Genomic DNA, 23,435 nt, shown 5'->3' on the forward strand with positions numbered 1-23,435 from the left:
CACGAATCTTCGCAAAATTGCTCCCTGTGGTTATGGATCCCGGACCTGCGCGCGCCTAAGGGGCGCGCTTGTCCGGGACGACAGCGGAGTTTGTGGGTGCACCACAATGTCACTATATCGGCGCCGGGCGGCAATCTTTGGGACCAAGAATGACCGATAGCGACGTCACCACCACCATGTTCGAGCGGATCGGCGGCAGCGCCACGATCGAGGCCCTCGTCGAGCGCTTCTACGACCGCATGGACTCGCTGCCGGAGGCGAAGATCATCCGCGCCATGCATGCGGACGACCTCGGCCCGATCAGGGACGTGCTGAAGCGCTATCTCACCGAATGGACCGGCGGCCCGCGGCTCTATACCCCGGAGAAAGGCCATCCGCGGCTGCGCCAGCGCCATTTCGGCTTCCCCGTTGGGGACGCCGAGCGCGACGCCTGGATGCTGTGCATGCGCGGCGCGATGGAGGAGACGATCGCTGATGCCGCCGCACGGCAGGATCTCGACAAGGCGCTGTCCGGCCTCGCCGACTGGATGCGCAACCGGCCGTGACAGGGCGGTAGCGCTTCGGCGCAATTCGACAGCGTGCACGCACCCGCACCGGTCCATTTGAGTTCCGCGGCGATCGCCTGCTAAGCTCCCGGCATGACCGACATGCTCCCCGACACCATACGCATGGAGCACGGAGCGACGGAGCGTTAGCGCGTGATGGACGCACCTCCCGATGTCATCCGTCGACCGGCCTCGCCGCGCCTTGCGCGTCTGATCTCCAGCATTTCGTTCTACCGCGAGCGCGGGATCGGCTTGGCCGCCTTCCGGCACACCGCGCCCCTTACACTGCCTCTGCTGGTGAATTTGGGAACGCCCTTCCGCATTGCGCTCGGACACCGACCGGACACCGCCGATGCGCGGCCGAGTTTCGCGGCGGGTCTGTTTCCTGGGCCGGTCGTGATCGAATCCGACGGGCGCGCCGAATGCGTTCAGGTCGATTTCACGCCGCTCGGGGCGTATCGCTTCTTCGGAGGAGCCCTGCCTGATCTGACCGCGCGGATCGTCGGCCTCGACGACATTCTGGGACCACTCGGGAGCGACCTCCGCGCCAGGGTCGCTGAGGCCGCCGGCTGGCAGCGACGATTCGAGATCGTGGAAGATTTCGTGCTTCGCCGCGCCGTACACGAGCCCTCCCCTGAGGTCGCTTTCGCACTGGACACGCTCTGGCGAGGCGCGGGCGCGGTCAGGATCGCCGGCATTGCCTCCGATATCGGCTGGAGCCGCAAGCATCTCACGCGCCGCTTCCACCAGGAGATCGGCGTTCCGCCAAAGGCGCTGGCCAAGATGCTGCGCTTTCATCGAGCTTGCGCCCTGGCCCGAACGAGCCGCACAGGCGGCTGGGCGGTCATTGCCGCGGAGGCCGGCTATGCCGACCAGGCACATCTTGCTCGCGATTTCCGGATGTTCAGCGGAGAGACGCCGACCGGATGGGCCGCGCGGCTCGATCTCGTCGATCCACGACTGATGCGCGACGGCGGAGGCTAGCGCCAAGACAGCGCCAGACGTGGCTCGAGTCCCATTTGTTCAAGCCGGCCGCCGTGATCCGAACTAAGGTCGACTTCGCAACAGACAACGAGCTTGGAGAGTGCCATGAACCCGCCGAACGTTTATGAAGCGCCGCGCCTCTACCACACCATGCGCTGCAGGGATGCCGAGGCGATGATCGCCTGGCTGAAGAACGTTCTCGGCTTTGCCGAACGGGTGGTGTACCGAAAGGAGGGCACGGTCGTTCACGCCGAGCTGGCGTTCGGATCGTCGATCCTCATGCTGGGCGCGCATCGCGACGACGCCTACGCCAAACTGATTGGTGACATCGACGCCCGGCGGACGGACGCCGTCTATCTGGCCGTCGATGATCCCGACGCGCTCTATCAAAAGGTGAAAGCCGCCGGGGCGCAGATCGAGATGGAGCCCTACACGACCGACTATGGCAGCCGCGATTTCGCCGCACGCGATCCGGAGGGCGGGCTCTGGAGCTTTGGCACCTATTGGCCCAAGGTCGGCGAGCAGCCGCTCGCCGGATAGCGGGCGCTCGCGTCGGACAACGCTCGGCCGCCGCTTGAGCCGGCCGCGTCCGCGCCGAGAATGCGAGCTGGCCGGCCGTTTCCCCGCTAGATCGACCAATAATGCGGATGCGGGTACGGCCGCGAGCGGTCGCCCCAGTCGAACGCGTCGCCGTCGAACTCGCACGGCCCGCTGCTGAGCTCGTCAAGCGTCAGCTCGATCTGGAACGCCTGACGGCTTGGATCGTATTTCAGCGCGCTCCACTGCAGCGGATAATGGTGACGTGTACCGAGCAGCCCGCCGGTCTTGACCACGGCATAGGCGACCGTTCCGCTCATCTTGTCGAGCATCAATCGCTCGATCGTGCCGAGCTTCGTGCCGTCGCGTCCGTAGACGGCGACGTGCTCCACGCGATCACTGGGAACCATGGTGTGGTTCATGGTGTCCTCCCTGTTCTCTTGTGTTCGCGACAATTATAGCACCCGTTTCGAGCCGGCGGGAGCAGCTACAGAAGCTGCGAACGCACCGCCTCCGCGCCGTCCCGCAACAGCGGCAGGAAGCGGTTGATCAGCTCCTGCGCCGGCACGCGGTCGACATGCGCGCCCATGTTGATGGCGGCGACGATCACGCCGTCGTAGCGGCGGACGGGGACCGAGATCGAGCGGAAATGCGGCTCGGCCTCGCGGTCGACCAGCGAATAGCCCTGGGCCCGGTCGGCGGCGATGCGCGCGAGCAGCGCCTTCGGATCGGTGGCCGTCTGCGGCGTCAGCGCCTCCCGCTTCATCGTCTTCAGCCGGGCAGCAAGACCGGCATCGTCGAGCTGGCCGAGCATGGCGCGGCCGACCGAGGTGCAGAAGGAAGGCAGGCGGTAGCCGATCTCGAGGCCGCCGGAGAACATGCGCGCCGGACTGCTGCGGGCGATGAACACGACCTCGTCGCGGTCGAGCACGGCCAGCGAGGAGATTTCATTCGCGGCCGTCGCGACATGGTCGAGCACCGGTTGCAGCACCGTGACGAGCTGGTTGGATCGCAAATAGGACGCCGCCAGCGTCAGCACATGCGGCGTCAGTGAAAACAGTTTCCCATCGCCGCTGACAAAGCCGCCGCGCTGCAGCGTGAACAGCATGCGCCGCGTCGTCGCGCGCGGCAGATCGGCAGCGCGGGCGAGATCGCTCAGCGTCATCGGGCCGGCATTGGTGCCGAAGCACTGCAGCAGGCGCAGCCCGCGGTCGAGCGCCTCGACGAAATCCGTCGCCCGCTCGTCAGTCTCACTCCGCTTCAGCTTGGGCATGGGCTCGAGATAGTCCTGCAAAATAGTGCTTGCTGCCGCTCCAAGGCATGTCATAATTCGCCCATTCGTTCAATAGGCGAACAGAACGCTTCTCCAGAAAAGGACGCGACCGCCATGATGAGTCAGGAGCAGAACGACCTGATCACCCGCACCGGGCCGAAGGACCCCTGCGGCAAGCTGATGCGGAGCTACTGGCAGCCGGCGGCGCTGGTGGACGAGCTGGAGGGCGCGCGGCCGATCCGGCCCATCAGGCTGCTCGGCGAGAATTTGGTGCTGTTCCGCGACGAGACCGGGCGCTATGGGCTGATCGACCGCCATTGCGCCCATCGCGGCGCCGACCTCGCCTTCGGACGGCTCGAGCATGGCGGCCTGCGCTGCGCCTTCCATGGCTGGCTGTTCGACGCGACCGGCCAGTGCATCGAGACGCCGGCCGAGCCGAAGGATTCCAAGCTCTGCCAGAACATCCGCCAGCGCTCCTATCCCGTGGTCGAGAAGAGCGGCATCCTCTGGGCCTATCTCGGCGAAGGAGCCCCGCCCGCATTCCCGGAGATCGACTGCTTCATTGCGCCGGGCAGCCATACCTTCGCGTTCAAGGGTCACATGGCCTGCAACTGGCTGCAGGCGCTGGAGGTCGGCATCGATCCCGCGCACGCCTCCTATCTGCACCGCTTCTTCGAGGACGAGGACACGTCCACGGCTTACGGCAAGCAGTTTCGCGGCGCCTCCGCCGGCAGCGATCTGCCGATGACAAAAATCCTGCGTGAATACGATCGCCCGATCATCAATGTCGAGCACACCGAATACGGCCTGCGCCTGATCGCGCTGCGCGAGATCGACGAGGAGCGCACCCATGTGCGCGTCACCAACCAGCTGTTCCCGCACGGCTTCGTCATCCCCATGAGCACGGAGATGACGATCACGCAATGGCACGTGCCGGTCGATGACGAGAACTGCTATTGGTACGCGATCTTCACCAGCTATTCGAACCCGGTCGACAAGCAGAAGATGCGCGACCAGCGGCTCGAGCTCTATGAGCTGCCCGACTACAAGTCGCGCAAGAACAGAGCCAACGATTACGGTTTCGATCCGCACGAGCAGCAGACCGCGACCTATACCGGCATGGGCAGCGACATCAACGTCCACGACCAATGGGCGGTGGAATCGATGGGCGCTATCCAGGACCGCACCAAGGAGCATCTCGGACAATCCGACAAGGCGATCGTGCAATACCGCCGCCTGCTGCGGCAGGAGATCGAGAAGGTCTCCGGCGGCGAGAAGCCGATGCTGTTTCTCGACGAAGCCAACGCGCGTTCGATCCAGGGCCCGGCGACCATGGACGGCATCGGCCCAACGCGGGGCTGGGAGACCTACTGGATGGAAGTCGACGTCAAGCGCCGACGCGGCGCACCGTGGACCGCACCGGTGCCGAAGGAGATCGCGGACAACGTGCACCGGCTGACGGCGGCGGAGTGAGGATGCCGATCGCCGCCGGCGGGTCGCGACGGCGGCTCCACATTCTCCGCTGTCATGCTCCGCGAAAGCGGGGCATCCAGTACGCCGTGGCCTCTCGTGGAGACATTGCCGGCTCTGGAATACTGGATCGTTCGCCTTCGCGGACGATGACAGTGTGCCCTATACTCCCATCGAGCGAGAAGGAACCAGCAAAGTGACTTTCGTCGCGCGCCATGCGCTGTGGTCGGATGAGCAGAGGGACGCAGCTCAGCGCATGCGCCGCATCGCCGAGGAGAAGAACCTCGAGGTCATCCGCCTCGTCTTCCCCGACCAGCACGGCATCTTGCGCGGCAAGACGATCGTCGCATCCGAGGCGATCGCCTCGCTGGAGAGCGGCTGCTCCATCACCACCACCATGCTGGCCAAGGATACCTCACACCGCACGGTATTCCCCGTGTTCACGGCAGGCGGCGGCTTCGGCATGAAGGAGATGGAGGGCGCGGCCGACGTGCTGATGGTCGCCGATCCCACCACGTTTCGCGTGCTGCCGTGGGCGCCCACCACGGGTTGGGTGCTGTGCGATCTCTATTTCAACGACGGCCGCCCGGTGCCGTTCGCGACCCGCGGGCTCTACAAGCGCGTCCTCGACGAGCTCGGCGCGCGCGGTTACGATTTCGTCGCGGGGTTAGAGGTCGAATTCCACATCTTCAGGCTCGACGATCCGCACATGCGCGCGGAAGACGCAGGCCAGCCCGGCACGCCGCCCTCGGTCAGCCTGCTCGGCCACGGCTATCAATATCTCACCGAGCAACGCTTCGATCAGATGGAGCCGGTGCTGGAGATCCTGCGCCGCGACATCGTCGCGCTGGGGCTGCCGTTGCGCTCGGTCGAGGTCGAGTTCGGGCCGAGCCAGTGCGAATTCACCTTCCAACCGAAGAGGGGCCTGGAGCCCGCCGACAACATGGTGCTGTTCCGCAGCGCCGTGAAGCAGATTGCGCGCCGTCACGGCTATCACGCCACCTTCATGTGCCGGCCGAAGCTGCCGAACGTGTTCGCGAGCGGCTGGCACCTGCATCAGTCTATCGTCTCGCGCGCGAACGGTGACAATCTGTTCATGGCCCAGGAAACGTCGAAGGACGGCCGCGAGCCGCTCAGCGCGTTCGGCAAGTCCTACCTCGCCGGCCTGCTCGATCACGCCCGCGCCTCGACCGTGTTCACCACGCCCACCATCAACGGCTACAAGCGCTATCGCTCCTATTCGCTGGCGCCCGACCGTGCGATCTGGGGCCGCGATAATCGCGGCGTGATGATCCGCGTGCTCGGCGGCGCCGGCGATGCCGCCACGCGCCTGGAGAACCGCATCGGCGAGCCCGCGGCCAATCCTTATCTCTACATGGCGTCGCAGATTCTCTCTGGGATAGATGGCGTCGACCGCAAGCTCGATCCCGGCCCCTCGGCCGACACGCCCTACGAAACCAAGGCGCCGCCCCTGCCGAAAAGCCTGCGCGATGCGGTCTCAGCGCTCAAGGACGACCCGTTCTTCCGCGAGAAGCTCGGGGCGGAGTTCGTCGACTACTACACCCACATCAAGAACGCCGAGATCGATCGCTTCCTGTCGGAAGTGACCGACTGGGAGCATCGCGAATATTTCGAGGTGTTTTGAGCAAGTCCGGCGCGACCCGGCACCGGCGCCTCAGTTCAGCCGAATCGTGTCCACCCGACGGCACTGGACGCAATGATAAACGTGCTCCGCAGGCAGCGTGACTATTCCAGGTAGTGTCGCCAGGAACTTCATTGGCCGCCTGCATTTTGAGCAGATGAGGATCGGCGGATCGTCTTCGCGATCGGAACTCATACAATAACCGGGTCTGAACGCCGTCCGCACGATACTGCCGCGCCGCGCACGCTTCATCTCGGGACAACTACCGGCCTCTATCGGAATCCGGTCCGGCCTTGACGGCACGCTGCTTCACGCCACCGTGAGGCGACTTCTTCCGGGATGTTCCGACGACATCACACCAGCCCCGGACGAAGCCATTTTCCTCATCCGGCGAAAAACGCCGGAAAGGCAGGCGGCGTATAACGGCTTGCAATGATCAACAGCGGAGTTCGGTCATGTGGAGTCAGCTTTTCAGCCTGATCTATCGCCTGTCCTGCCGGACCACCCTGATCGAGATCGGCGTGCACCGCCTCGCGCGTTAAGCCCATGGGAATTGGGTAAGATCGATTGACCAGATGACGGGGATTCCCATGCGCAAGCTGATCCTGATCGCCGCGATGTCGCTGCTCGCAAGCCAGGCCCATGCCGGAGGCTCGCGGAGCCTCAGCCTGGCGGCCAGCAATGCAGGCCAGCAGTCGGAACAGCCGGCCACGGCGACGCCCGTTCCGGCACAGACGCCTCAAGGCCCGCCAACAACGAATGTGCCGACGGCGACCGCACCAGCTGCATCGACGGCGCCTGCCGCGGCCATTCCAGCCGCCACGACGTCCGCCCGGCCCGCAACGGCCTCGACAACCGAAACCGCCAAGCCGAAGCGCCGGCAGCCGTCCACCGAGGCGCGCGTGATCCGCGAGCTGCATCGGCATGGGATCTATTGGTGAGAGATCGCGTCTGTCTCTTCCGTCATTGCGGCGCTGCTGGAGCGGGGCTCAGATCCCCAGATATTTGTGCTGCAGGTCCGGCGCGGCCATCAGCTCGTCGGAGGTGCCGCTCCACACCGTCTTGCCGCGCTCGATGATGTAGTGACGATCGCAGATGCGGGCGAGATGGTCGACGTTCTTGTCGACGACGAGGATCGACTGTCCGCGGCTCTTGAGCAGCGACAGGCAATTCCAGATTTCTTCACGGATCAGCGGCGCGAGACCCTCGGTCGCTTCGTCCAGAATCAGCAGCTTCGGATTGGTCATCAGCGCGCGGCCGATTGCGAGCATCTGCTGCTCGCCGCCGGAGAGCTGGTTGCCCATGTTGGACGCACGCTCGGCAAGGCGCGGGAACAGCACGTAGATTGCGGCGAGCGTCCAGGGATTATTGCTGTTGAAGCGATCGGCCGCAGCCGCCACCAGGTTTTCGCGCACGGTGAGGTTCGGGAAGATCTGGCGTCCCTCGGGAACGAGACCGACGCCGAGCTTGGCAATTCTGTAGGACGGAAGCTGCCGCACCTCCGTGCCCCCGAAACGGATGCTGCCTGCGCGTGCCGGCGTCAGGCCCATGATGGAGCGGATGGTGGTGGTCTTGCCCATGCCGTTGCGGCCCATCAGCGAGACCATCTCGCCCGGCTTGATCGACAGCGACAGGCCGAACAGCACCTGGGACAGGCCGTAGCAGGTCTCGATGCCGTCGACCTCGAGCAGCGTGTCAGCCATGATGCGTCACCACATGCTGATCGCCGAGATAGGCGCGCTTGACGTCCTCGTTGGCCCGGATCGCGGCCGGATCGCCGGAGGCGATGACGCGGCCATAGACCAGCACCGAGATGCGGTCGGCGAGCGCGAACACCGCCGGCATGTCGTGCTCGACCAGCACGATCGAGACCTCTTTCCGCAGCTCCTGCAGCAGCTTCACCATGCGCTGGGATTCGGTGACCCCGAGGCCGGCCATCGGCTCATCCAGCAGCAGCAATTTCGGCTTGCTGGCGAGCGCGACCGCGAGTTCGAGCTCGCGACGCTCGCCATGGCTGAGCCTGTTCACCACGACATCGGCACGGTGGCCTAGGCCAACGCGATCGAGCGCGGCGTGGGCGGCATCGCGCAGGCCTTTTTCCTTGCGCGCACTGGCGAAGAAGCGGAACGAGGTGCCGGCATGCGCCTGCGCCGCCAGCGCGACATTGTCGGCGGCGGTGAAGTCGAGCAGCAGCGAGGTAATCTGGAACGAACGTGCAAGACCGAGCGCGCAGCGGCGATAGGCCGGCAAGTAGGTGATGTCGCGGCCCGCCAGCAAGACGCTGCCGGAATGCGGCGCGAGATGCCCGGTCAGCTGGCTGATCAGCGTGGTCTTGCCGGCGCCGTTCGGACCGATGATGGCGTGCAGCTCGCCGGATGCGACGTCGAGCGAGACGTTGTCGGTGGCGATGATGCCGCCGAAACGGCGCACCAGCTTTTCGACGCGGAGCAAGGGTTCAGCCACGGCCAGCCCTCCCGAGCACGCCCATGATGCCGCCGCGGCCGAACAGGACGATGAGCAGCAGCAGCGGCCCCATGATCAGCGCCCAATATTCCGTGATCTGCGACAGGAACTCCTCCAGCAGCAGGAACACCACCGCACCCATGACCGGGCCGAACAGCGTGCCCATGCCGCCCAGGATCACCATCACCATGAGGTCGCCGGAACGGGTCCAGTACATCACGGCAGGGCTGACGAAATCGGTGTTGTTGGCGAGCAGCGCGCCGGCAAGGCCGCACATCGTGCCTGATATGACGAAGCAGACCAGCTGGTAGCGCTTGGCCGGGAAGCCAATCGCCTGCATGCGCTGCTCGTTGGAGCGCAGGCCCTGCACCACGAGGCCGAAGCGCGAATTGACGATACGCCAGATCAGGAAGATGACGCCGAACAGGCAGGCGAGGCAGAGATAGTAGAACTGCACGCGATTGCCGAGATTGATCAGGCCGGAGAAGTCGCTGCGATTGTAGATCGTGAGGCCGTCATCGCCGCCGTAACGCGCCAGCCCCGAGGCGACGTAATAGGCCATCTGGGCGAAGGCCAGCGTGATCATGATGAAGTAGACGCCGCGGGTGCGAAGCGAGAGCGCGCCGATCACGAGCGCATAGATCGCAGACGCCGCGAGCGCGACCGGAAACTGGATGAAGCCGGAACCGACGCCTTCCTGAGCGAGCATGCCGACGGCGTAGCCGCCGATGCCGAGATAGGCGGCATGGCCGAAGCTCATCATGCCGCCAAAACCCATGATCAGGTTGAGGCTCGCAGCCGCCAGCGCGAGAATGATGATGCGGGTGAACAGCGTCAGGATGAAGATGTTGCCGGACAGCGATGAATAGAGCGGCAGCAGCACGAGGCCCGCCAGCATCAGGGCCGTGACGGCCTTGCTCACACTCAAACCCTTCATCGACGGTTGGCCGGAAACAGCCCCTCCGGCCGCACCACCAGCACGATCGCCATCAGCAGGTAGATCAGCATGGAGGACAGCGCGGGCGCGGCGGTGGAGGCAGCGGCGCCGCTCAGCACCTGCCGCAACAAATTGGGCAAGAAGGCGCGGCCGAGCGTGTCGATCATGCCGACGAAGATCGCGGCGAGGAACGCGCCGCGGATCGAGCCGATGCCGCCGATCACGATGATGACGAAGGCGAGGATCAGGATGTTCTCGCCCATGCCGATCTGCACGGTGAGGATCGGCGCCTGCATCAGGCCGGCCAACCCTGCGAGCGCCGCGCCCAGGCCGAACACCAGCGTGTAGAGCAGCTTGATGTTGATGCCGAGCGCGCCGATCATCTCGCGGTTGGAGGCGCCGGCGCGGATCAGCATGCCGATGCGGGTGCGCATCACACCGAGATAGAGCAGGAGCGCGACCAGCAGCGCCACCGCGATGATGGCGAGGCGATAGGCGGGATAATGAATGCCGGGAAGGATCGGCACCGGCACGGTGAGCCAGGCCGGCAGCGGCAGCGCCAGGCCCGCCGGGCCCCAGATCAGCCGCACGGCTTCATTGAAGAACAGGATCAGGCCGAAGGTCGCGAGCACGTGGTCGAGATGGTCGCGGCCGTAGAGATGCCGCAGCGCCGTCACCTCCAGCACGATGCCGAGCACGAGCGTGGCCCCTAGCGCCATCAGCGCGCCGAGCAGGAAGCTGCCGGTCCACGCCGCGAAGGTTGCGGCGAAATAGGCGCCCATCATATAGAGCGAGCCGTGCGCGAGGTTGACGAGATCCATGATCCCGAACACCAGCGTCAGGCCCGCCGCGAGCAGGAACAGCAGCAGGCCGAACTGCAGCCCATTCAAGAATTGTTCGACGACGAGCAGCATCAAGACTCTTTCAGGCGCACGCAGCGTCGCGCCGATGTTCGAACACAGTCGCCATCAGTGAAAGAGCTCCCCCTGCCTCTTCAAGGCCGAAAAATGGGTAATGGCAGTATCGTTCCGAGGCAAGAGCGATTCGACACCAGACATGCACTTTGTTGCATCTCGGCACATGCGGCCGAGACGCGCCTCGCAATGCAAAAGGCTGCCGCAAGGCATGAGGCAACCTGCCGCAGCCAAACGATCCCCCTCCCCCGTTACCAAGCGATCTCATATGAGGTGCCAGTTGGAGCATCCGACAGGATCACAGCGTCATGGCCGGGCTTGTCCCGGCCATCCACGCCTTTCCTGCAGCACGAACGTGGATGCCCGGGACAAGCCCGGGCATGACGACCTCTTGTGAAGGTTCAAATGCCGTCACCCTCCCCGTTGCCGGGAGACGATGCTGCAATCTGTCGGATCGAGGGCTGCGTCTAGTGCGACGTCACCTGCTGGGGAAGGTCATCAGGTTCGGCGAGCACGTTGACCGTCGAGGCCTCCAGCGCCGCCATCCGGAACAGATAGGCGAGCGTCGCCAATCCGGTGTCTTCCGCCATCTGCGCCAGCTCGAGCGCCATGTCGGACATGTAGCCGAGATTCTCGTCCCTGGTTTGCGCCAAGATCTGGCTATCCCGCATCATGTTCGACATCTCAGGCACTCTTTCGTTGCGCGGCGGCAGCGCCGCAGAGGTTGGCACGGGCGACGGCATCCAGATGCGGGCCGTCCTGGCGCACGACCGAAGTCATGCCGATGCGGCCATGCAGGGCATCGAGCGTCTCGCGTCGAATGTCGATGGTCGCCGCCATGGTCCACGCATTCTCCACCAGCGCGGGCAGGCCGAGCGGCGTCACGACGAAGCCGGCCTCGTGGAAGCGCGGCAGCCACCAGGTTTCCATGATCGCGCTGACCTGCGCGATTCCCTGATTGAGGCAGAACTCCTGCACCGCCGCCATCAGTCGCAGGTTGAGCGCGCCGTCGCGGCGATCACGCACGACGAAGTAGCGCGACCATTCCCAGGTCAAGGGATCCGCAGGGCAGCCCCGGACCGACGCCAGATGCGGGAACACCTCGCTCATCATCGACGGCTTGGTGGTCGGGTAGAGTCGGTGGCCGCCGATGACGCGGCGCCCCTCCAGCGCCAGCAGATAGACGGTGTCCTCGTCGTCATAGGAATCGATCTCGCGGCCATCGGGCCTGCGTAACGTTTCCCAGCGACGCTCCTCGACGAAGACGTCGTGACGCAGCCGGAAATGCTGCTCGATCACGTCTTCATAAAGGTGGCGATTTACCGCGGAAATTGCGTGGATCATGAAATCCCCCATTCATCTTCAATGGGAGAAGAATCTGCGAACAGACGCAGGTTCGATATTGGGAAATTTCCCAGTAGAGCGCTTAGGGAGCGATAATCTTGTTCCGAATCGCCAGCGCCACCGCATGCGTGCGGTTGACGGCACCGAGCTTGCGCGCGGCGGTTGCAAGATGCTCTTCGGCGGTGCGCTGCGTGATGTGCAGGATCTCGCCGATCTCCCATGCCGACTTGCCCTGCGAGGCCCACGAGATCACCTCGCGCTCGCGCGGGGTGAGACGCGTCGAGGGATACGGCGCCGGCTCGAGCAGACGGCGGATGTGGTCGAAGCCATACATCGCCATCAGGTGCAGCGCCGGCTTGCTGCGGGGATTGAGATCGAGATGGACGCCGCCGAGCGACACCGCAGCTTCATAGCCGGTGAGCCCGTGGATCGGCACGATGAAGCCGCGCGACATGCGAAACTCGCTGGCACGATTCATCACCTCGGCCGCGTTCGGCTCGAGCTCGGCGTCGTAGGGCGCTTCAGACCATTCGAACGGATTGACCGATTGCCGGCACAGCCGCACGACGGGATCGACGCGGTCGTAATTCTTCTGGGTGTAGAGGCTGAACCATCCGGCCGGCCAGCGCTTGGCGAGCACCATCTGTGCGAACCGCTGCTCGGGGTTAGGCAATCCCGTCACGATGATGGTTTCGAAGCCGAAGCGACCGAACGCCGTTTCGAGCGCGTCCATGGCGTCCGGAACCTTGGTATAGGCTCCGAGCCCTTCGATGAAGTCGAGCGCCTCCCGGCCATAATCTACGGCGGACATCGGTGCATTTCCTGACACACGCCGCCCGTATAGCACGTATTCGGGCGCTGTCTCAAACGCGCAGCGACCGTAGTTTCCCGGTGCGCACCTGGCCTGAAGAATTAAACTACTTGTGGCAGAATTGACGCCACGATACACCTCAACGCGTCCGAAGCGGGAAACCCACATGGAAGACGAGGACATCGCCCTCAACAGCGTGCTCGGCCTGGAATTGAACCGCGTGTTTTTTGCCGTCCGCGAAACCGCGAACAAGCAGAAGATCATCGAGTTTGCGCGCGAGGTGCTGCAGAGCGAGCGCGCGGAGCTGGCCGGGAACGTGTTGCCGGAAGGGCCGGCGAGCTAGAACGCCGTTGCAACAGCCGACGCCGAAGCGACCGATCTCGCCGCGAGGGCGCCTCTCCATCCGACCGCGCGGATTTTAGTCGAAACACCCTGGAGCGACTCCGTCATCATCAGTCACTGGTCAGCTGCGCTCTTACCCTCCCCTGGAGGGGGAGGGTCGGCACGCGGTCGAGCGAAGCGAGATTGCGTGACGGGGTGGGGTGATCTCTCCATTCGGGCACCGCTTCAATGGACAGACCGTCACCCCACCCCGCTCGCGCTGCGTGCGATCGACCCTCCCCCTCCAGGGAGGGTGAGTCTGTCCGCTCCGATCGACACACACTTGCCGCTGGATGACATCGCATCTCTCGTGAGATGATCGCCGCCACGATCTCTTGTCGATGCCAGGGACATTTCAAGGCCATGATGACGCTGCGCCAGGTCGAAGTGATCCGTGCCGTGATGGTGACGGGCACCATCGGCGGTGCGGCGAAGCTGCTCAACGTCTCGGCGCCGGGGATCAGCCGCCTGGTCAAATACACCGAGCGCTCGCTCGGCATCCGCTTCTTCCAGCGCCAGAACGGGCGCTACTTCCCGACACCGGAAGCCGAGAATATTTTCGAGCAGATCAACGGCGTCTACAAGAAGGTCGACGACCTCTCCGAGATCATCTCCAAGATCGGCCGCGGCGGCCTGTCGGAGCTGCGCATCGGCTCGGTGCCGAGCATCTCGCAGGTGATGGTGCCGCGCGCGATCGAGCGCGTCCGCCGCCGTTATCCCGATCTCGGCATCGACATCAACATTCTCAAGCTCGAGGAAGCCATCGACTACCTGATGCTCGGCCGCGGCGAGTGCGTGGCGATGAGCTATCGGCTCGAGCATTCCGGGCTCGACTTCATGCCGCTCGCCTCCGGCGAGCTCTATTGCATCGTACCGCCGGGCCACGAGCTCTCCGGCCGCAAGCAGGTCTCCGCCGCCGAGATCACGCGCTATCCGCTGATCGGCATCGATCCGAACGATCCCTACGGGCGGATCATGGCCGAGATCTTCGCGCGCAACCGGCTCGACTACAACATCACTATCCGGGCGCGCTTCGGCACCACCGTCTGCGCGCTGGTGAAGGCGGGGCTCGGCATCGCCATCATCGACCAGTTCACCGTGGCCCACGGCGGCTATCCCGGCATCGAGCTGTTGAAGATCGCCGAGCCGACGCGGTTCGACACCTATGTCGCGGTCAAGCGCGGCACGCCGCTGTCGCTGCATGCCGAGTATTTCATCGAGGCGCTTCGCACCGAGATGCGCGCGGTCGAGCCGTCCCGCGGCAGTGGCAAGGGCGCCCCGGCACGCGGACGAAAGAAATAACGTAATGTTAGGTTTGCAGGACAAAAGGGTAATTGTGTTAGGCGGGGGAAAGGCTATCGTCGCAGCTGGAATTGCACGGATTTTCCCGCCAACGGCCGGGGCCGGACGCTCCCAACGAAACGATCGCGAACCATGTCGAAACGCGGATACGCCGCCAGCAAGAAGCTCCTCACCGGCCTGATCGGCGCGCCGATCGCGCATTCCGCGTCTCCCGCCATGCACGAGCGCGCCGCCGAGGCGCTCGGCCTGCGCGGCCATTACCAGCTCATCGAGGTCGCCGGCGCCGATGCGGCCGGGCTGCGCATGATGCTCGAGGGCGTCCGGCGGCTCGGCTTTGCCGGCGTCAATGTCACCTACCCCTACAAGGAAGCGGTCGTGCCGCTGCTCGACACACTGGCGCCGGGCGCGGCCAGCATCGGCGCGGTCAACACCGTCGTCGTCCGGGATGGCCGGCTGACCGGCCACAACACCGACACCACGGGTTTTGCGCGGGCGGTGACGCCGTTGCTGGCATCGTCCGGCAACGCCGTCGCCGTGATCGGCGCCGGCGGCGTCGGCAAGGCCATCGCGTTTGCGCTTAAGAGCCAAGAGGTGGCCGACATCCGCATTTTCGACAGCGAGCCGGCGCGCGCCGAGAAACTGGTCGCCTTGCTCGCCTCGCGCGGCGCCCGCGTCGCCGTCAGCGTCGAGGACGCGCTCGACGGCGCGACCGGTCTCGTCAACGGCACGCCGGTCGGCATGCTGCCGAACCGTGACACGCCGGTACTGGTGGGATTGCTCAGGGCCGACCTTTGGGTCGCCGACGCCGTCTACTCGCCGCTGATCACGCCGCTGCTGGCCGCAGCGCGAGCGAAAGGCGCCCGGATCATGACCGGCCGCGAGCTCGCGATCTACCAAGCCGCCGACGCCTTCGAACTGTTCACAGGCCTTGCCCCATCGACCGAGATCATGGGAGAGGCTTTTGACGCCGTGATGGCTGCGCGTAGCGCGGCCTATCAGGCAGCTTGAGGCGAAGCGGCCGGACACAAGGCCGCTTGCAAGATTTGAAACGGGAGGAGAGGACGATGAAATCAACGCTAGTGGTGGGCGCATTGCTCACCGTGATGACCGCAACCGGCGCCTTTGGCCAGGCCATCAAGCTCGCCAACGTCGCGGAGCTCTCGGGCGGCGGCGCCACCGTCGGCACGAACTGGAAGAACGGCATCGACCTCGCGATCGAGGAGATCAACGCCAAGGGCGGCGTGCTCGGCCGCAAGCTCGAGGTCACCCACGCCGACTCGCAGTCCAACCCCGGGGTGGCGCGCGCCCAGGTGCAGAAGGCGCTCGACGCCGAGCCCTATGTGCTGCTCGGGCCCGGCTATTCCGGCTCGGTGAAGGTGACCGCGCCGCTCGCGGCCGAAGCCGGCATCGCGCAGATCATGGGCGGCGAAGCCGCCGAGCTGACGCAAGGCGGCAACAAGTTCCTGTTCCGCACCTCGTTCGGCCAGCAATCCTCGATGCCGAAGGTCGCAAAGTACATTCACGACGAGATGAAGGCGAAGACGGTCGCGGTGGTCTGGGTCAACAACGATTTCGGCCGCGGCGGGCGCGACGTGATGATCAAGGAGCTCGACCGGCTCGGCTCCAAGGTCGTCGCCGATCTCTCCACCGAGGCGGGCCAGGCCGACTTCGCCGCCGACGTCGGCAAGATCAAGGCCGCCAATCCCGATGCCGTGTTCGTCTACCTGAATGAAGAAGAGAGCGCGCGCATCCTGAAGGAGCTGAAGCGCCAGGGCGTGACCGCGCCGCTGATGGGCGAGACCACGCTGATCGGCCAGAAGGTGATCGAGCTCGCCGGCGATGCCGCCAACGGCGCGCGCGGCCATGTCGGCCTCACCACCGATGCGCCGGTCGATCTGGTCAAGGCGTTCCGCGAGAAGTTCTCCAAGAAGTACAATTACGTCCCTGATCATAACGGCCTGAAGGGCTACCTCGCCGTCTACACGGTGAAGGCCACCACCGAGAAGATGGGCAAGGTCGACCCGAAGAAGTTCGCCGATACGCTGCACGGCCTGACCATCAAGGCCGCGGACGAGCCGGGCATCCTGATGGACGTCACCTTCAGCGACACCGGCGACATCGACCGCCAGAGCTTTCTGGTCGAGGTGGTCGAAGGCAAGCAGGTGGTGAAGCAGGTGCTGCCGAAGGTGAAGTGATCTTCGCCTCTCCCCGCCTGCGGGGAGAGGCCGGAATTTGCAGAGCAAATTCCGGGTGAGGGGGAACCTCCGCGAGTTCGACTGTCACCGAATTCGCAGAGACCCCCCACCGTAGCCGATGCTTCGCATCGGCGTTCCTAGGAACGGCGGCCGTAGGCCGCCTACGCCTCTCCCCGCAAGCGGGGAGAGGGAGAGGAGAGAGGGGAACATGTCGAGCCTATTCGATCTTCTGGTCGCGGGACTCGCTACCGGCGCGATCTACGCGCTGGTTGCGGTCGGCTTCACGCTGCTGTGGCAGACCTCGCAGACCATCAATTTCGCGCAAGGCGAGTTCGTGATGCTGCCGGCGTTCCTGATGCTGGCGGCGATGCATGTCGGTGCGCCGTTCTGGCTTGCGATCATCCTCGGCATTCTCTTGTCGATGATCCTGCTCGGCCTCGCCTTCAAGCTGCTGCTGGTGGATCCGATGATGCGCCACGGCGTGCTGCCGCTCGCGATCGCGACCATGGCGCTCGCGATCGGCATCAAGGAGGCCGTCAAGCAGTTCTTCAGCGCCGAGGCTTCGCCCTTCCCCTCGATCGTGCCGACCGGCGACGTCTCCATCCTCGGCCACGCCGTGTCGCTGCAGAGCATCGGCGTGCTCGCCGTCGCCATCTTCGCCGTTCTCGGCCTGACCACGCTGCTGAACCGCACCTCGCTCGGCCATCAGATGCAGGCGGCGGCGCAGAACCCGACGGTGGCGCGGATCATCGGCGTGCCGGTCGAGCGCATGATCCTGCTGACCTTCCTGATCAACGCCTTCCTGGTGGCGCTGGCCTCGCTGCTGATCACGCCGATCTATCTCGCAAAATTCTCGTCCGGCGAAGTGCTGGGCCAGGCCGCCTTCATCGCCGCGATCGTCGGCGGCTTCAACCAGGTGCGCGGCGCGATCGTCGGCGGCCTCTTGATCGGCGTGCTCGACAATCTCGCGGCGGCCTATGTCTCGACGCAGTATCGCGCCGCCGTACCGATGATCTTCCTGATCGCCGTCATCCTGTTCCGGCCGCAGGGCTTGCTCGGCCGTGCCGAGGAGCGCACAGTATGAGCGGCTTCGCCAAACCCCTGAAGATCGCGCTCGGCCTTGCAATCATCGCCGCGCTGATCGTCGTCCCCATGAACTTCAACCGCTACGGCCTGTTCATCCTGAGCCAATGGGCGGTGATGAGCATCGCGGCGATGGGGCTCAATCTCACGCTCGGCTATGCCGGCCAGGTCTCGCTGGCGCAGGGCGCCTTCGTCGGCATCGGCGCCTATGCCGCCGCGATCATGACCACACACGGTTGGCCGCTGCCGGCGGCGATTCTGGTGGCGATCGTCTTGAGCTTTGCGATCGGCTGGGTGCTCGGCTATCCCGCGCTTCGCGTGCAGCACCATTACCTCGCCTTCGTTACCCTCGCCTTCTCCACGCTGGCCTTCCTGGTGTTCCGCAACGAAAGCTGGCTGACCGGCGGCATTTACGGCATCTCCAACATCCCGCGCCCGCACATCTTCGGCATCGCGACCAACAAGCCGCTGCCGTTCTACTATGTCTGCCTCGGCTCGCTCGCGATCGTCGCGCTGGCGGTGTGGTGGCTGATCCGTTCGCCCTGGGGCCGCGCCTTCATGGCGCTGCGCGAAAATCCCTTGCGCGCGCAATCGCTCGGCGTCGATACCCGCCGCTACACGCTGATGGCCTTCGCGATCGGCTCGGCGCTCGGCGGCGTCGCCGGCGCGCTCTATGCGCCGCTGACGCAATATATCGATCCCGTGCCGTTCAACCTGTCGCTCTCGCTCGACCTCCTGATGATGGTGATCGTCGGCGGCGCCGGCTTTTATTTCGGCCCGTTCCTGGGCGCGATGATCGCGGTGCTGCTGCCGGAATGGCTGCGCTTCACGGAAGGCTATTACCTGATGCTCTACGCGGTCGCCGTGATGCTGCTGCTGATCTGGTCGCCGACGGGCATTCTGGGAATCCTCGATCGCTATCTCGCCGAACGCCGCACCAAGGCGGCGTCCGCGCTGCGCGCCGTCGCAAAGTCGCGCCTGGAGACGGTGCAATGAGTGCGGTTCTGGAAGTCACCGACATCAAGAAGAGCTTTGGCGGCATCCACGCCGTCAACGGCGTCTCGTTCGACGTGCGCGAGGGCGAAATCCTCGGCCTGATCGGCCCGAACGGCTGCGGCAAATCCACGCTGTTCAACTGCATCCTCGGCCAGCTCACGCCGACAGGCGGCGAAGTGAAGCTCGATGGACAGGTCGTCACGGGCTTGCGCCCCTCCGAGCTCAACAAGCTCGGGGTCAGCCGCACCTTCCAGCTGTTGCAGGTGTTCCCAAAGCTCTCGGTGCGCGAGAACCTGATCCTCGCCGGACAGGAGCACCAGGGCAACATGGCCTCGCGCCTGGTCGGCCGCTCCGATGCCGGGCTGACGGAAGCCGCCAACCAGATGATCGGCTTCTTCAAGCTCGATCATCTCGCCGAGGAGCCAGCCGGCGGTCTCTCCTACGGTCAGCAGAAGCTGCTCGATGCCGCCATGGCCTTCATGGGCGGACCGCGCCTCGTGCTGCTCGACGAGCCCGCGGGCGGCGTCAACCCGTCGATGCTGGCGGACCTCAAGGAGCGCCTGGTCGCGATCAACCGCGAGAAGAATGCCACCTTCGTCGTGATCGAGCACAACATGGAGTTCGTGATGTCGCTGTGCTCGCGCGTGATGGTGATGGCGGAAGGCAAGGTGCTGGCGATGGGCCGGCCCGGCGAGGTCCGCAAGAACCCCGCCGTGATCGAAGCCTATCTCGGACATTAAAGCGCGATGGAGATTAGAATGAACTGTCATCGCGCTTTAGCCTTGTTGTTCGAGCATGATCTTGTCGGAAAACCGCTGCGCACTTTTCCGGATCATGCTGTAGGGAGCGAGTGATGAGCAACCCGATCCTCTCGGTCCACAACCTCGTCGGCGGCTACGGCAAGATGACGATCTTGAACGGCACGACGTTTGCCGTTCCTTCAGCCACGATCACCACGATCATCGGCCCGAATGGCGCCGGCAAGTCGACGGTGTTCAAGGCCATCTTCGGCCTGCTCAGGCTGCGTGAAGGCAAGATCAGCTTTGCCGGCCGCGATGTCACCAATCTGAGCCAGCGCGCGCTGCTCAACGCCGGCATCTGCTACGTGCCGCAGGGCCGCAACATCTTTCCCGAACTGTCGGTGCGCCACAATATCGAGCTCGGCGGCGTTGCTGCCGACAAGGGCCTCGACCTGCCCAAACGGATCGAGGCGGCGCTCGACCTGTTTCCGGCGCTGCGACGCAAGTCCGCGCAGCAGGCCTCGACGCTCTCGGGCGGTGAGCAGAAGCAGCTCGAGATCGCCCGCTCGCTGCTGCTCGAGCCGAAGCTGGTGCTGATCGACGAGCCCTCGATCGGACTGTCGCCGCTGATGGTGCAGCAGACCTTCGACATCCTCAAGAGCTTGCGCGATCGCGGCGTCACCATCCTGATGATCGAGCAGAACGCACGCTCGGCGCTGGAGATCTCCGACACCGGCATCGTGCTCGAGCTTGGCCAGACCCGCATGGTCGACGACGCCAAGCGCACTTTGAACGATCCGCGCATCGGGCAGCTCTTCCTCGGTGGCGCCATGGAGGAGAGTGCGGCATGAGCGCGAAGATGCGGATCGCCGTGGCCGGCGCCGGCCTGATCGGCCGTCGCCATATCGAGTTGATCGAGTCCTCCCGGGATTGCGAGCTCGCCGGCATCGCGGACCCCTCGCCGGCCGCAAAGGACTATGCGCTGGCGCATGGCGTGCCCTGCTATGCGGACCATCGCGCCCTGCTGGCAGAAGAGAAGCCCGACGGCCTCATTGTTGCCTCGCCCAATACGCTGCACTTGCCGATGGCGCTCGACTGCGCCGCAGCCGGCGTGCCGGCTTTGATCGAGAAGCCGGTGACCGAGACGGTCGCCACCGCACAGCGCCTGTGCGCGGCGGTGAGACGCACCGGCGTGCCGATGCTGGTCGGCCATCACCGCCGGCATAATCCCATCATCAAGTCGGCCCGCGAGACGGTGGCGGGCGGCAAGCTCGGCCAGCTCACCGCCGTGGTCGGGCTGTGGCTCCTGAAGAAGCCCGACGATTATTTCGAGGTGGCATGGCGGCGCGAAGCGGGCGGCGGGCCGCTGCTGATCAATCTCATCCACGACATCGACAATCTCCGCTTCATCTGCGGCGAGATCGTCGCGGTGCAGGCGCTGACCTCGAACAAGGTGCGCGGCTTCGCGGTCGAGGACACCGCCGCGCTGCTGCTGCGCTTTGCGAACGGCGCGCTGGGAACGGTGACCGTGTCCGATGCGACGCCGGCGCCTTGGAGCTGGGAGCTCTCCTCAGGCGAGAACCGAGCCTATCCCAAGCAGGACCAGCCCTGCTACATCTTCTCGGGCACCGCGGGTTCGCTCTCCGTGCCGAACATGGAGCTGTGGTCATACGCGCAGCAGCCCGGCTGGTACGCGCCGCTGTCGCGCGCGACCATCGCGCCGCCCGCGTTCGATCCGCTGGTCGAGCAGCTCCGGCATTTCTGCGCGATGATCGCCGGCCGCGAACAGCCGCTGATCTCGGTCGAGGACGCGATGGGAACGCTTGCCGTCGTCGAAGCCGTCAGCGAGGCCGCGCGCACGGGGCAAACAATCTCGCCGGGACGGATCATGGAGCAGGCCGCATGAACAAGCGCTCGATCGCCACCGTCTCCCTCTCAGGCAGCCTCGACGAAAAGCTCCGCGCCATCGCCGCCGCCGGCTTCGATGCGGTCGAGATCTTCGAGAACGACCTGCTGTCGTTCGGCGCCGGCCCGCGCGATATCGCGAAAATGTGCGCGGACCTCGATCTCGAGATCTGTGCGTTCCAGCCGTTCCGCGATTTCGAGGGCATGCCGGAGCCGCAGCGCGCGCGCAACTTCGCCCGCGCGATGCGCAAGTTCGACCTGATGCAGGAGCTCGGCACCGATCTCTTGCTGATCTGCTCCAACGTTTCGCCCGCCTCGCTCGGCGGCATCGACCGCGCCGCGGACGATTTTCGCGAGCTCGGCGAGCGCGCAGCGAAGCGGGGCTTGCGCGTCGGCTATGAGGCGCTGGCCTGGGGCCGCCACGTCAACGATTATCGCGACGCCTGGGAGATCGTGCGCCGCGCCGATCATCCCGCAATCGGCGTCATCCTCGACAGCTTCCACGCCCTGGCGCCTGGCTTTCCAACCCGCGCCATGGCCTCGATCCCCGGCAACAAGATCTTTCTGGTGCAGCTCGCTGACGCGCCGAGGCTCGAGCTCGACATCCTGTCGTGGAGCCGGCACTTCCGCTCCTTCCCCGGCCAGGGCGACCTGCCGGTTGGCGATTTCATGGCGGCGATCGCGGCGACCGGCTATGCCGGGCCGCTGTCGCTGGAAATCTTCAACGACCAGTTCCGCGCCGGCTCGGCAGCACAGACCGCGGTCGACGGCCTGCGCTCGCTGATCCTGCTGGAGGACCAGCTCGCACCGGATTGGCCGAAATTCGCGGGCAAGCAGCTGGCGCCGAAGGCGAAGAGCCGCGGCACCGGCTTCATCGAGTTTGCCGTCAACGAGAGCAAGGCCGGCGAGCTTGCCCGCCTGTTCTCACAGCTCGGCTTCCGCAAGAGCGGCCAGCACCGCAGCAAGGCGGTGGAGCGCTGGTCGCAGGGCAAGGTCGAGCTCGTCGTCAATTGCGAGACCGACGGCTTTGCGCATTCGCACTATGTCACCCACGGGCCCGGAGTCTGCGCCATCGCGCTCGACGTCGACGATGCCGGCCGCGCCATGCAGCGCGCCGAGACGCTGAAGGCGCGCACCTTCTATCAGCCGGTCGGGCCGGGCGAGCTCGAGATCCCCGCGATCCACGGCGTCGGCGGCAGCCTGCTCTATTTTCTCGACCAGGACGGCAAGAACTGGGACACCGATTTCGAACCGGTTGCAAGCGATGCAAGTGCCGATGCCCTGCTCGCCGTCGACCACATCGCGCAGTCGATGCCCTATGACGAGATGCTGTCCTGGCTGCTGTTCTACACCGGCATTCTCGATCTGAAGCGCCTGCCGCAGATGGAGATCGCCGACCCCAGAGGCCTCGTGCAGAGCCAGGCCGTCATCAACACCGACCAGAGCCTGCGCTTCGTGCTCAACGGCTCCTCCGCCAACCGCACCCTGCCGGCGCGCTTCATCTCCGAGTTCTTCGGCTCGGGCGTGCAGCATGTCGCCTTCGCGTGTCAGGATATTTTTGCGACCGTCGCCGCGATGCGCCGGCGCGGCGCGGGCTTCCTGGACATCCCCGACAATTACTACGACGACATCGAAGCCAAATACGATCTTTCGCCCGAACTGATGGCGCAGCTGCGCGCCAACCACATCCTCTACGACCGCGAGGGCGACGGCGAATTCTTCCAGGTCTACACCCACATCTTCGACGAGCGCTTCTTCTTCGAGATCGTCGAGCGCAGGAATTATCAGGGTTTTGGCGCCGCCAACGCCGGCATCAGGCTCGCGGCGCAAGCGCGTGAGGTGCGCCCTGTGAGCATGCCGCGGGTGTAGGTCTTCGCCTCGCCCCGCCTGCGGGGAGAGGCCGACGCGCGCAG

The 23,435-nt window shown here is 65.2% G+C and carries 25 protein-coding genes; 16 read left to right on the forward strand and 9 right to left on the reverse strand.

Features of this window, described 5'->3' with window-relative positions; genetic code table 11:
• The first annotated feature begins 149 nt into the window (after positions 1 to 149).
• The 3 genes from N2604_RS38260 to N2604_RS38270 all read left to right on the forward strand — a co-directional run bounded on the left by N2604_RS38260 (position 150) and on the right by N2604_RS38270 (position 2,069).
• Entirely contained in the window at positions 150 to 545 is a 396-nt protein-coding gene (locus tag N2604_RS38260; protein ID WP_260373067.1) for a group II truncated hemoglobin, read from the forward strand.
• Between the two features lie 156 nt (positions 546 to 701).
• Positions 702 to 1,529 carry an AraC family transcriptional regulator gene (locus tag N2604_RS38265; RefSeq protein ID WP_260373068.1) on the forward strand — a complete coding sequence of 276 codons (828 nt, stop codon included), beginning with the start codon at positions 702 to 704 and terminating at the stop codon, positions 1,527 to 1,529.
• Between the two features lie 105 nt (positions 1,530 to 1,634).
• Positions 1,635 to 2,069 (forward strand): VOC family protein, encoded by a 435-nt coding sequence (locus N2604_RS38270; RefSeq protein WP_260373069.1) that lies wholly within the window; start codon positions 1,635 to 1,637, stop codon positions 2,067 to 2,069.
• An 86-nt stretch (positions 2,070 to 2,155) separates the two neighbouring features.
• Here N2604_RS38270 and N2604_RS38275 read toward each other — a convergent pair whose 3' ends face one another.
• Together N2604_RS38275 and N2604_RS38280 are read right to left on the reverse strand one after the other, a co-directional pair.
• A complete protein-coding gene (locus tag N2604_RS38275) occupies positions 2,156 to 2,488 on the reverse strand; it encodes a PRC-barrel domain-containing protein (protein ID WP_260373070.1) in 333 nt (110 codons plus the stop codon).
• Positions 2,489 to 2,553: 65 nt separating this feature from the next.
• Positions 2,554 to 3,339, reverse strand: a complete 786-nt coding sequence (locus tag N2604_RS38280; protein ID WP_260373071.1) for an IclR family transcriptional regulator C-terminal domain-containing protein — start codon at positions 3,337 to 3,339, stop codon at positions 2,554 to 2,556.
• A 114-nt stretch (positions 3,340 to 3,453) separates the two neighbouring features.
• Between N2604_RS38280 and N2604_RS38285 the strand changes: the two genes are divergently transcribed.
• The 3 genes from N2604_RS38285 (at position 3,454) to N2604_RS38295 (ending at position 7,392) form a co-directional block, all read left to right on the forward strand.
• On the forward strand, positions 3,454 to 4,812 hold the full coding sequence (locus N2604_RS38285; protein WP_260373072.1) for an aromatic ring-hydroxylating dioxygenase subunit alpha: 1,359 nt from the start codon (positions 3,454 to 3,456) through the stop codon (positions 4,810 to 4,812).
• Between the two features lie 193 nt (positions 4,813 to 5,005).
• On the forward strand, positions 5,006 to 6,454 hold the full coding sequence (locus N2604_RS38290; RefSeq protein WP_260373073.1) for a glutamine synthetase family protein: 1,449 nt from the start codon (positions 5,006 to 5,008) through the stop codon (positions 6,452 to 6,454).
• A gap of 587 nt (positions 6,455 to 7,041) precedes the next feature.
• A complete protein-coding gene (locus N2604_RS38295) occupies positions 7,042 to 7,392 on the forward strand; it encodes a hypothetical protein (protein WP_260373074.1) in 351 nt (116 codons plus the stop codon).
• A gap of 48 nt (positions 7,393 to 7,440) precedes the next feature.
• Here the strand turns inward: N2604_RS38295 and N2604_RS38300 are convergent, their stop codons facing one another.
• The 7 genes from N2604_RS38300 to N2604_RS38330 all read right to left on the reverse strand — a co-directional run bounded on the left by N2604_RS38300 (position 7,441) and on the right by N2604_RS38330 (position 12,920).
• Positions 7,441 to 8,154 (reverse strand): ABC transporter ATP-binding protein, encoded by a 714-nt coding sequence (locus tag N2604_RS38300; protein WP_260373075.1) that lies wholly within the window; start codon positions 8,152 to 8,154, stop codon positions 7,441 to 7,443.
• Positions 8,147 to 8,914 (reverse strand): ABC transporter ATP-binding protein, encoded by a 768-nt coding sequence (locus N2604_RS38305; protein ID WP_260373076.1) that lies wholly within the window; start codon positions 8,912 to 8,914, stop codon positions 8,147 to 8,149. The genes N2604_RS38300 and N2604_RS38305 overlap by 8 nt, the downstream gene beginning before the upstream one ends.
• A complete protein-coding gene (locus tag N2604_RS38310) occupies positions 8,907 to 9,851 on the reverse strand; it encodes a branched-chain amino acid ABC transporter permease (protein WP_260373077.1) in 945 nt (314 codons plus the stop codon). Before N2604_RS38310 ends, N2604_RS38305 begins: the two co-directional genes overlap by 8 nt.
• Positions 9,848 to 10,765, reverse strand: coding sequence for a branched-chain amino acid ABC transporter permease (locus N2604_RS38315; RefSeq protein ID WP_018644491.1), 918 nt, complete (start codon positions 10,763 to 10,765; stop codon positions 9,848 to 9,850). The genes N2604_RS38310 and N2604_RS38315 overlap by 4 nt, the downstream gene beginning before the upstream one ends.
• Positions 10,766 to 11,232: 467 nt before the next feature.
• Positions 11,233 to 11,448, reverse strand: a complete 216-nt coding sequence (locus N2604_RS38320; RefSeq protein ID WP_260373078.1) for a hypothetical protein — start codon at positions 11,446 to 11,448, stop codon at positions 11,233 to 11,235.
• A 1-nt stretch (position 11,449) separates the two neighbouring features.
• On the reverse strand, positions 11,450 to 12,109 hold the full coding sequence (locus tag N2604_RS38325) for an acyl-homoserine-lactone synthase (protein ID WP_260373079.1): 660 nt from the start codon (positions 12,107 to 12,109) through the stop codon (positions 11,450 to 11,452).
• 82 nt (positions 12,110 to 12,191) lie between these two features.
• The gene (locus N2604_RS38330; protein WP_260373080.1) at positions 12,192 to 12,920 is read right to left on the reverse strand and encodes a LuxR family transcriptional regulator; all 729 of its coding nucleotides are present in this window, start codon (positions 12,918 to 12,920) and stop codon (positions 12,192 to 12,194) included.
• Between the two features lie 166 nt (positions 12,921 to 13,086).
• Between N2604_RS38330 and N2604_RS38335 the strand changes: the two genes are divergently transcribed.
• The 10 genes from N2604_RS38335 to N2604_RS38380 all read left to right on the forward strand — a co-directional run bounded on the left by N2604_RS38335 (position 13,087) and on the right by N2604_RS38380 (position 23,391).
• Positions 13,087 to 13,263, forward strand: a complete 177-nt coding sequence (locus tag N2604_RS38335) for a hypothetical protein (RefSeq protein ID WP_260373081.1) — start codon at positions 13,087 to 13,089, stop codon at positions 13,261 to 13,263.
• 401 nt (positions 13,264 to 13,664) lie between these two features.
• Positions 13,665 to 14,603 (forward strand): LysR family transcriptional regulator, encoded by a 939-nt coding sequence (locus N2604_RS38340; protein WP_260373082.1) that lies wholly within the window; start codon positions 13,665 to 13,667, stop codon positions 14,601 to 14,603.
• A 132-nt stretch (positions 14,604 to 14,735) separates the two neighbouring features.
• On the forward strand, positions 14,736 to 15,611 hold the full coding sequence (locus N2604_RS38345) for a shikimate dehydrogenase (protein ID WP_260373083.1): 876 nt from the start codon (positions 14,736 to 14,738) through the stop codon (positions 15,609 to 15,611).
• Positions 15,612 to 15,667: 56 nt separating this feature from the next.
• Positions 15,668 to 16,798: an ABC transporter substrate-binding protein gene (locus N2604_RS38350; protein ID WP_260373084.1), complete on the forward strand. Its 1,131-nt coding sequence runs from the start codon at positions 15,668 to 15,670 to the stop codon at positions 16,796 to 16,798.
• 208 nt (positions 16,799 to 17,006) lie between these two features.
• Positions 17,007 to 17,882, forward strand: coding sequence for a branched-chain amino acid ABC transporter permease (locus N2604_RS38355; protein ID WP_260373085.1), 876 nt, complete (start codon positions 17,007 to 17,009; stop codon positions 17,880 to 17,882).
• Complete coding sequence (locus tag N2604_RS38360; RefSeq protein ID WP_260373086.1) at positions 17,879 to 18,877, forward strand: branched-chain amino acid ABC transporter permease; 999 nt, start codon at positions 17,879 to 17,881, stop codon at positions 18,875 to 18,877. The genes N2604_RS38355 and N2604_RS38360 overlap by 4 nt, the downstream gene beginning before the upstream one ends.
• Positions 18,874 to 19,617: an ABC transporter ATP-binding protein gene (locus tag N2604_RS38365; RefSeq protein ID WP_260373087.1), complete on the forward strand. Its 744-nt coding sequence runs from the start codon at positions 18,874 to 18,876 to the stop codon at positions 19,615 to 19,617. Before N2604_RS38360 ends, N2604_RS38365 begins: the two co-directional genes overlap by 4 nt.
• Positions 19,618 to 19,730: 113 nt before the next feature.
• On the forward strand, positions 19,731 to 20,468 hold the full coding sequence (locus tag N2604_RS38370; RefSeq protein WP_260373088.1) for an ABC transporter ATP-binding protein: 738 nt from the start codon (positions 19,731 to 19,733) through the stop codon (positions 20,466 to 20,468).
• Positions 20,465 to 21,523, forward strand: a complete 1,059-nt coding sequence (locus tag N2604_RS38375; protein ID WP_260373089.1) for a Gfo/Idh/MocA family protein — start codon at positions 20,465 to 20,467, stop codon at positions 21,521 to 21,523. Before N2604_RS38370 ends, N2604_RS38375 begins: the two co-directional genes overlap by 4 nt.
• Positions 21,520 to 23,391 carry a bifunctional sugar phosphate isomerase/epimerase/4-hydroxyphenylpyruvate dioxygenase family protein gene (locus tag N2604_RS38380; protein ID WP_260373090.1) on the forward strand — a complete coding sequence of 624 codons (1,872 nt, stop codon included), beginning with the start codon at positions 21,520 to 21,522 and terminating at the stop codon, positions 23,389 to 23,391. Before N2604_RS38375 ends, N2604_RS38380 begins: the two co-directional genes overlap by 4 nt.
• Positions 23,392 to 23,435: the final 44 nt, after the last annotated feature.

It is taken from the genome of Bradyrhizobium sp. CB1015 (assembly GCF_025200925.1).
Classification (GTDB): Bacteria; Pseudomonadota; Alphaproteobacteria; order Rhizobiales; family Xanthobacteraceae; genus Bradyrhizobium.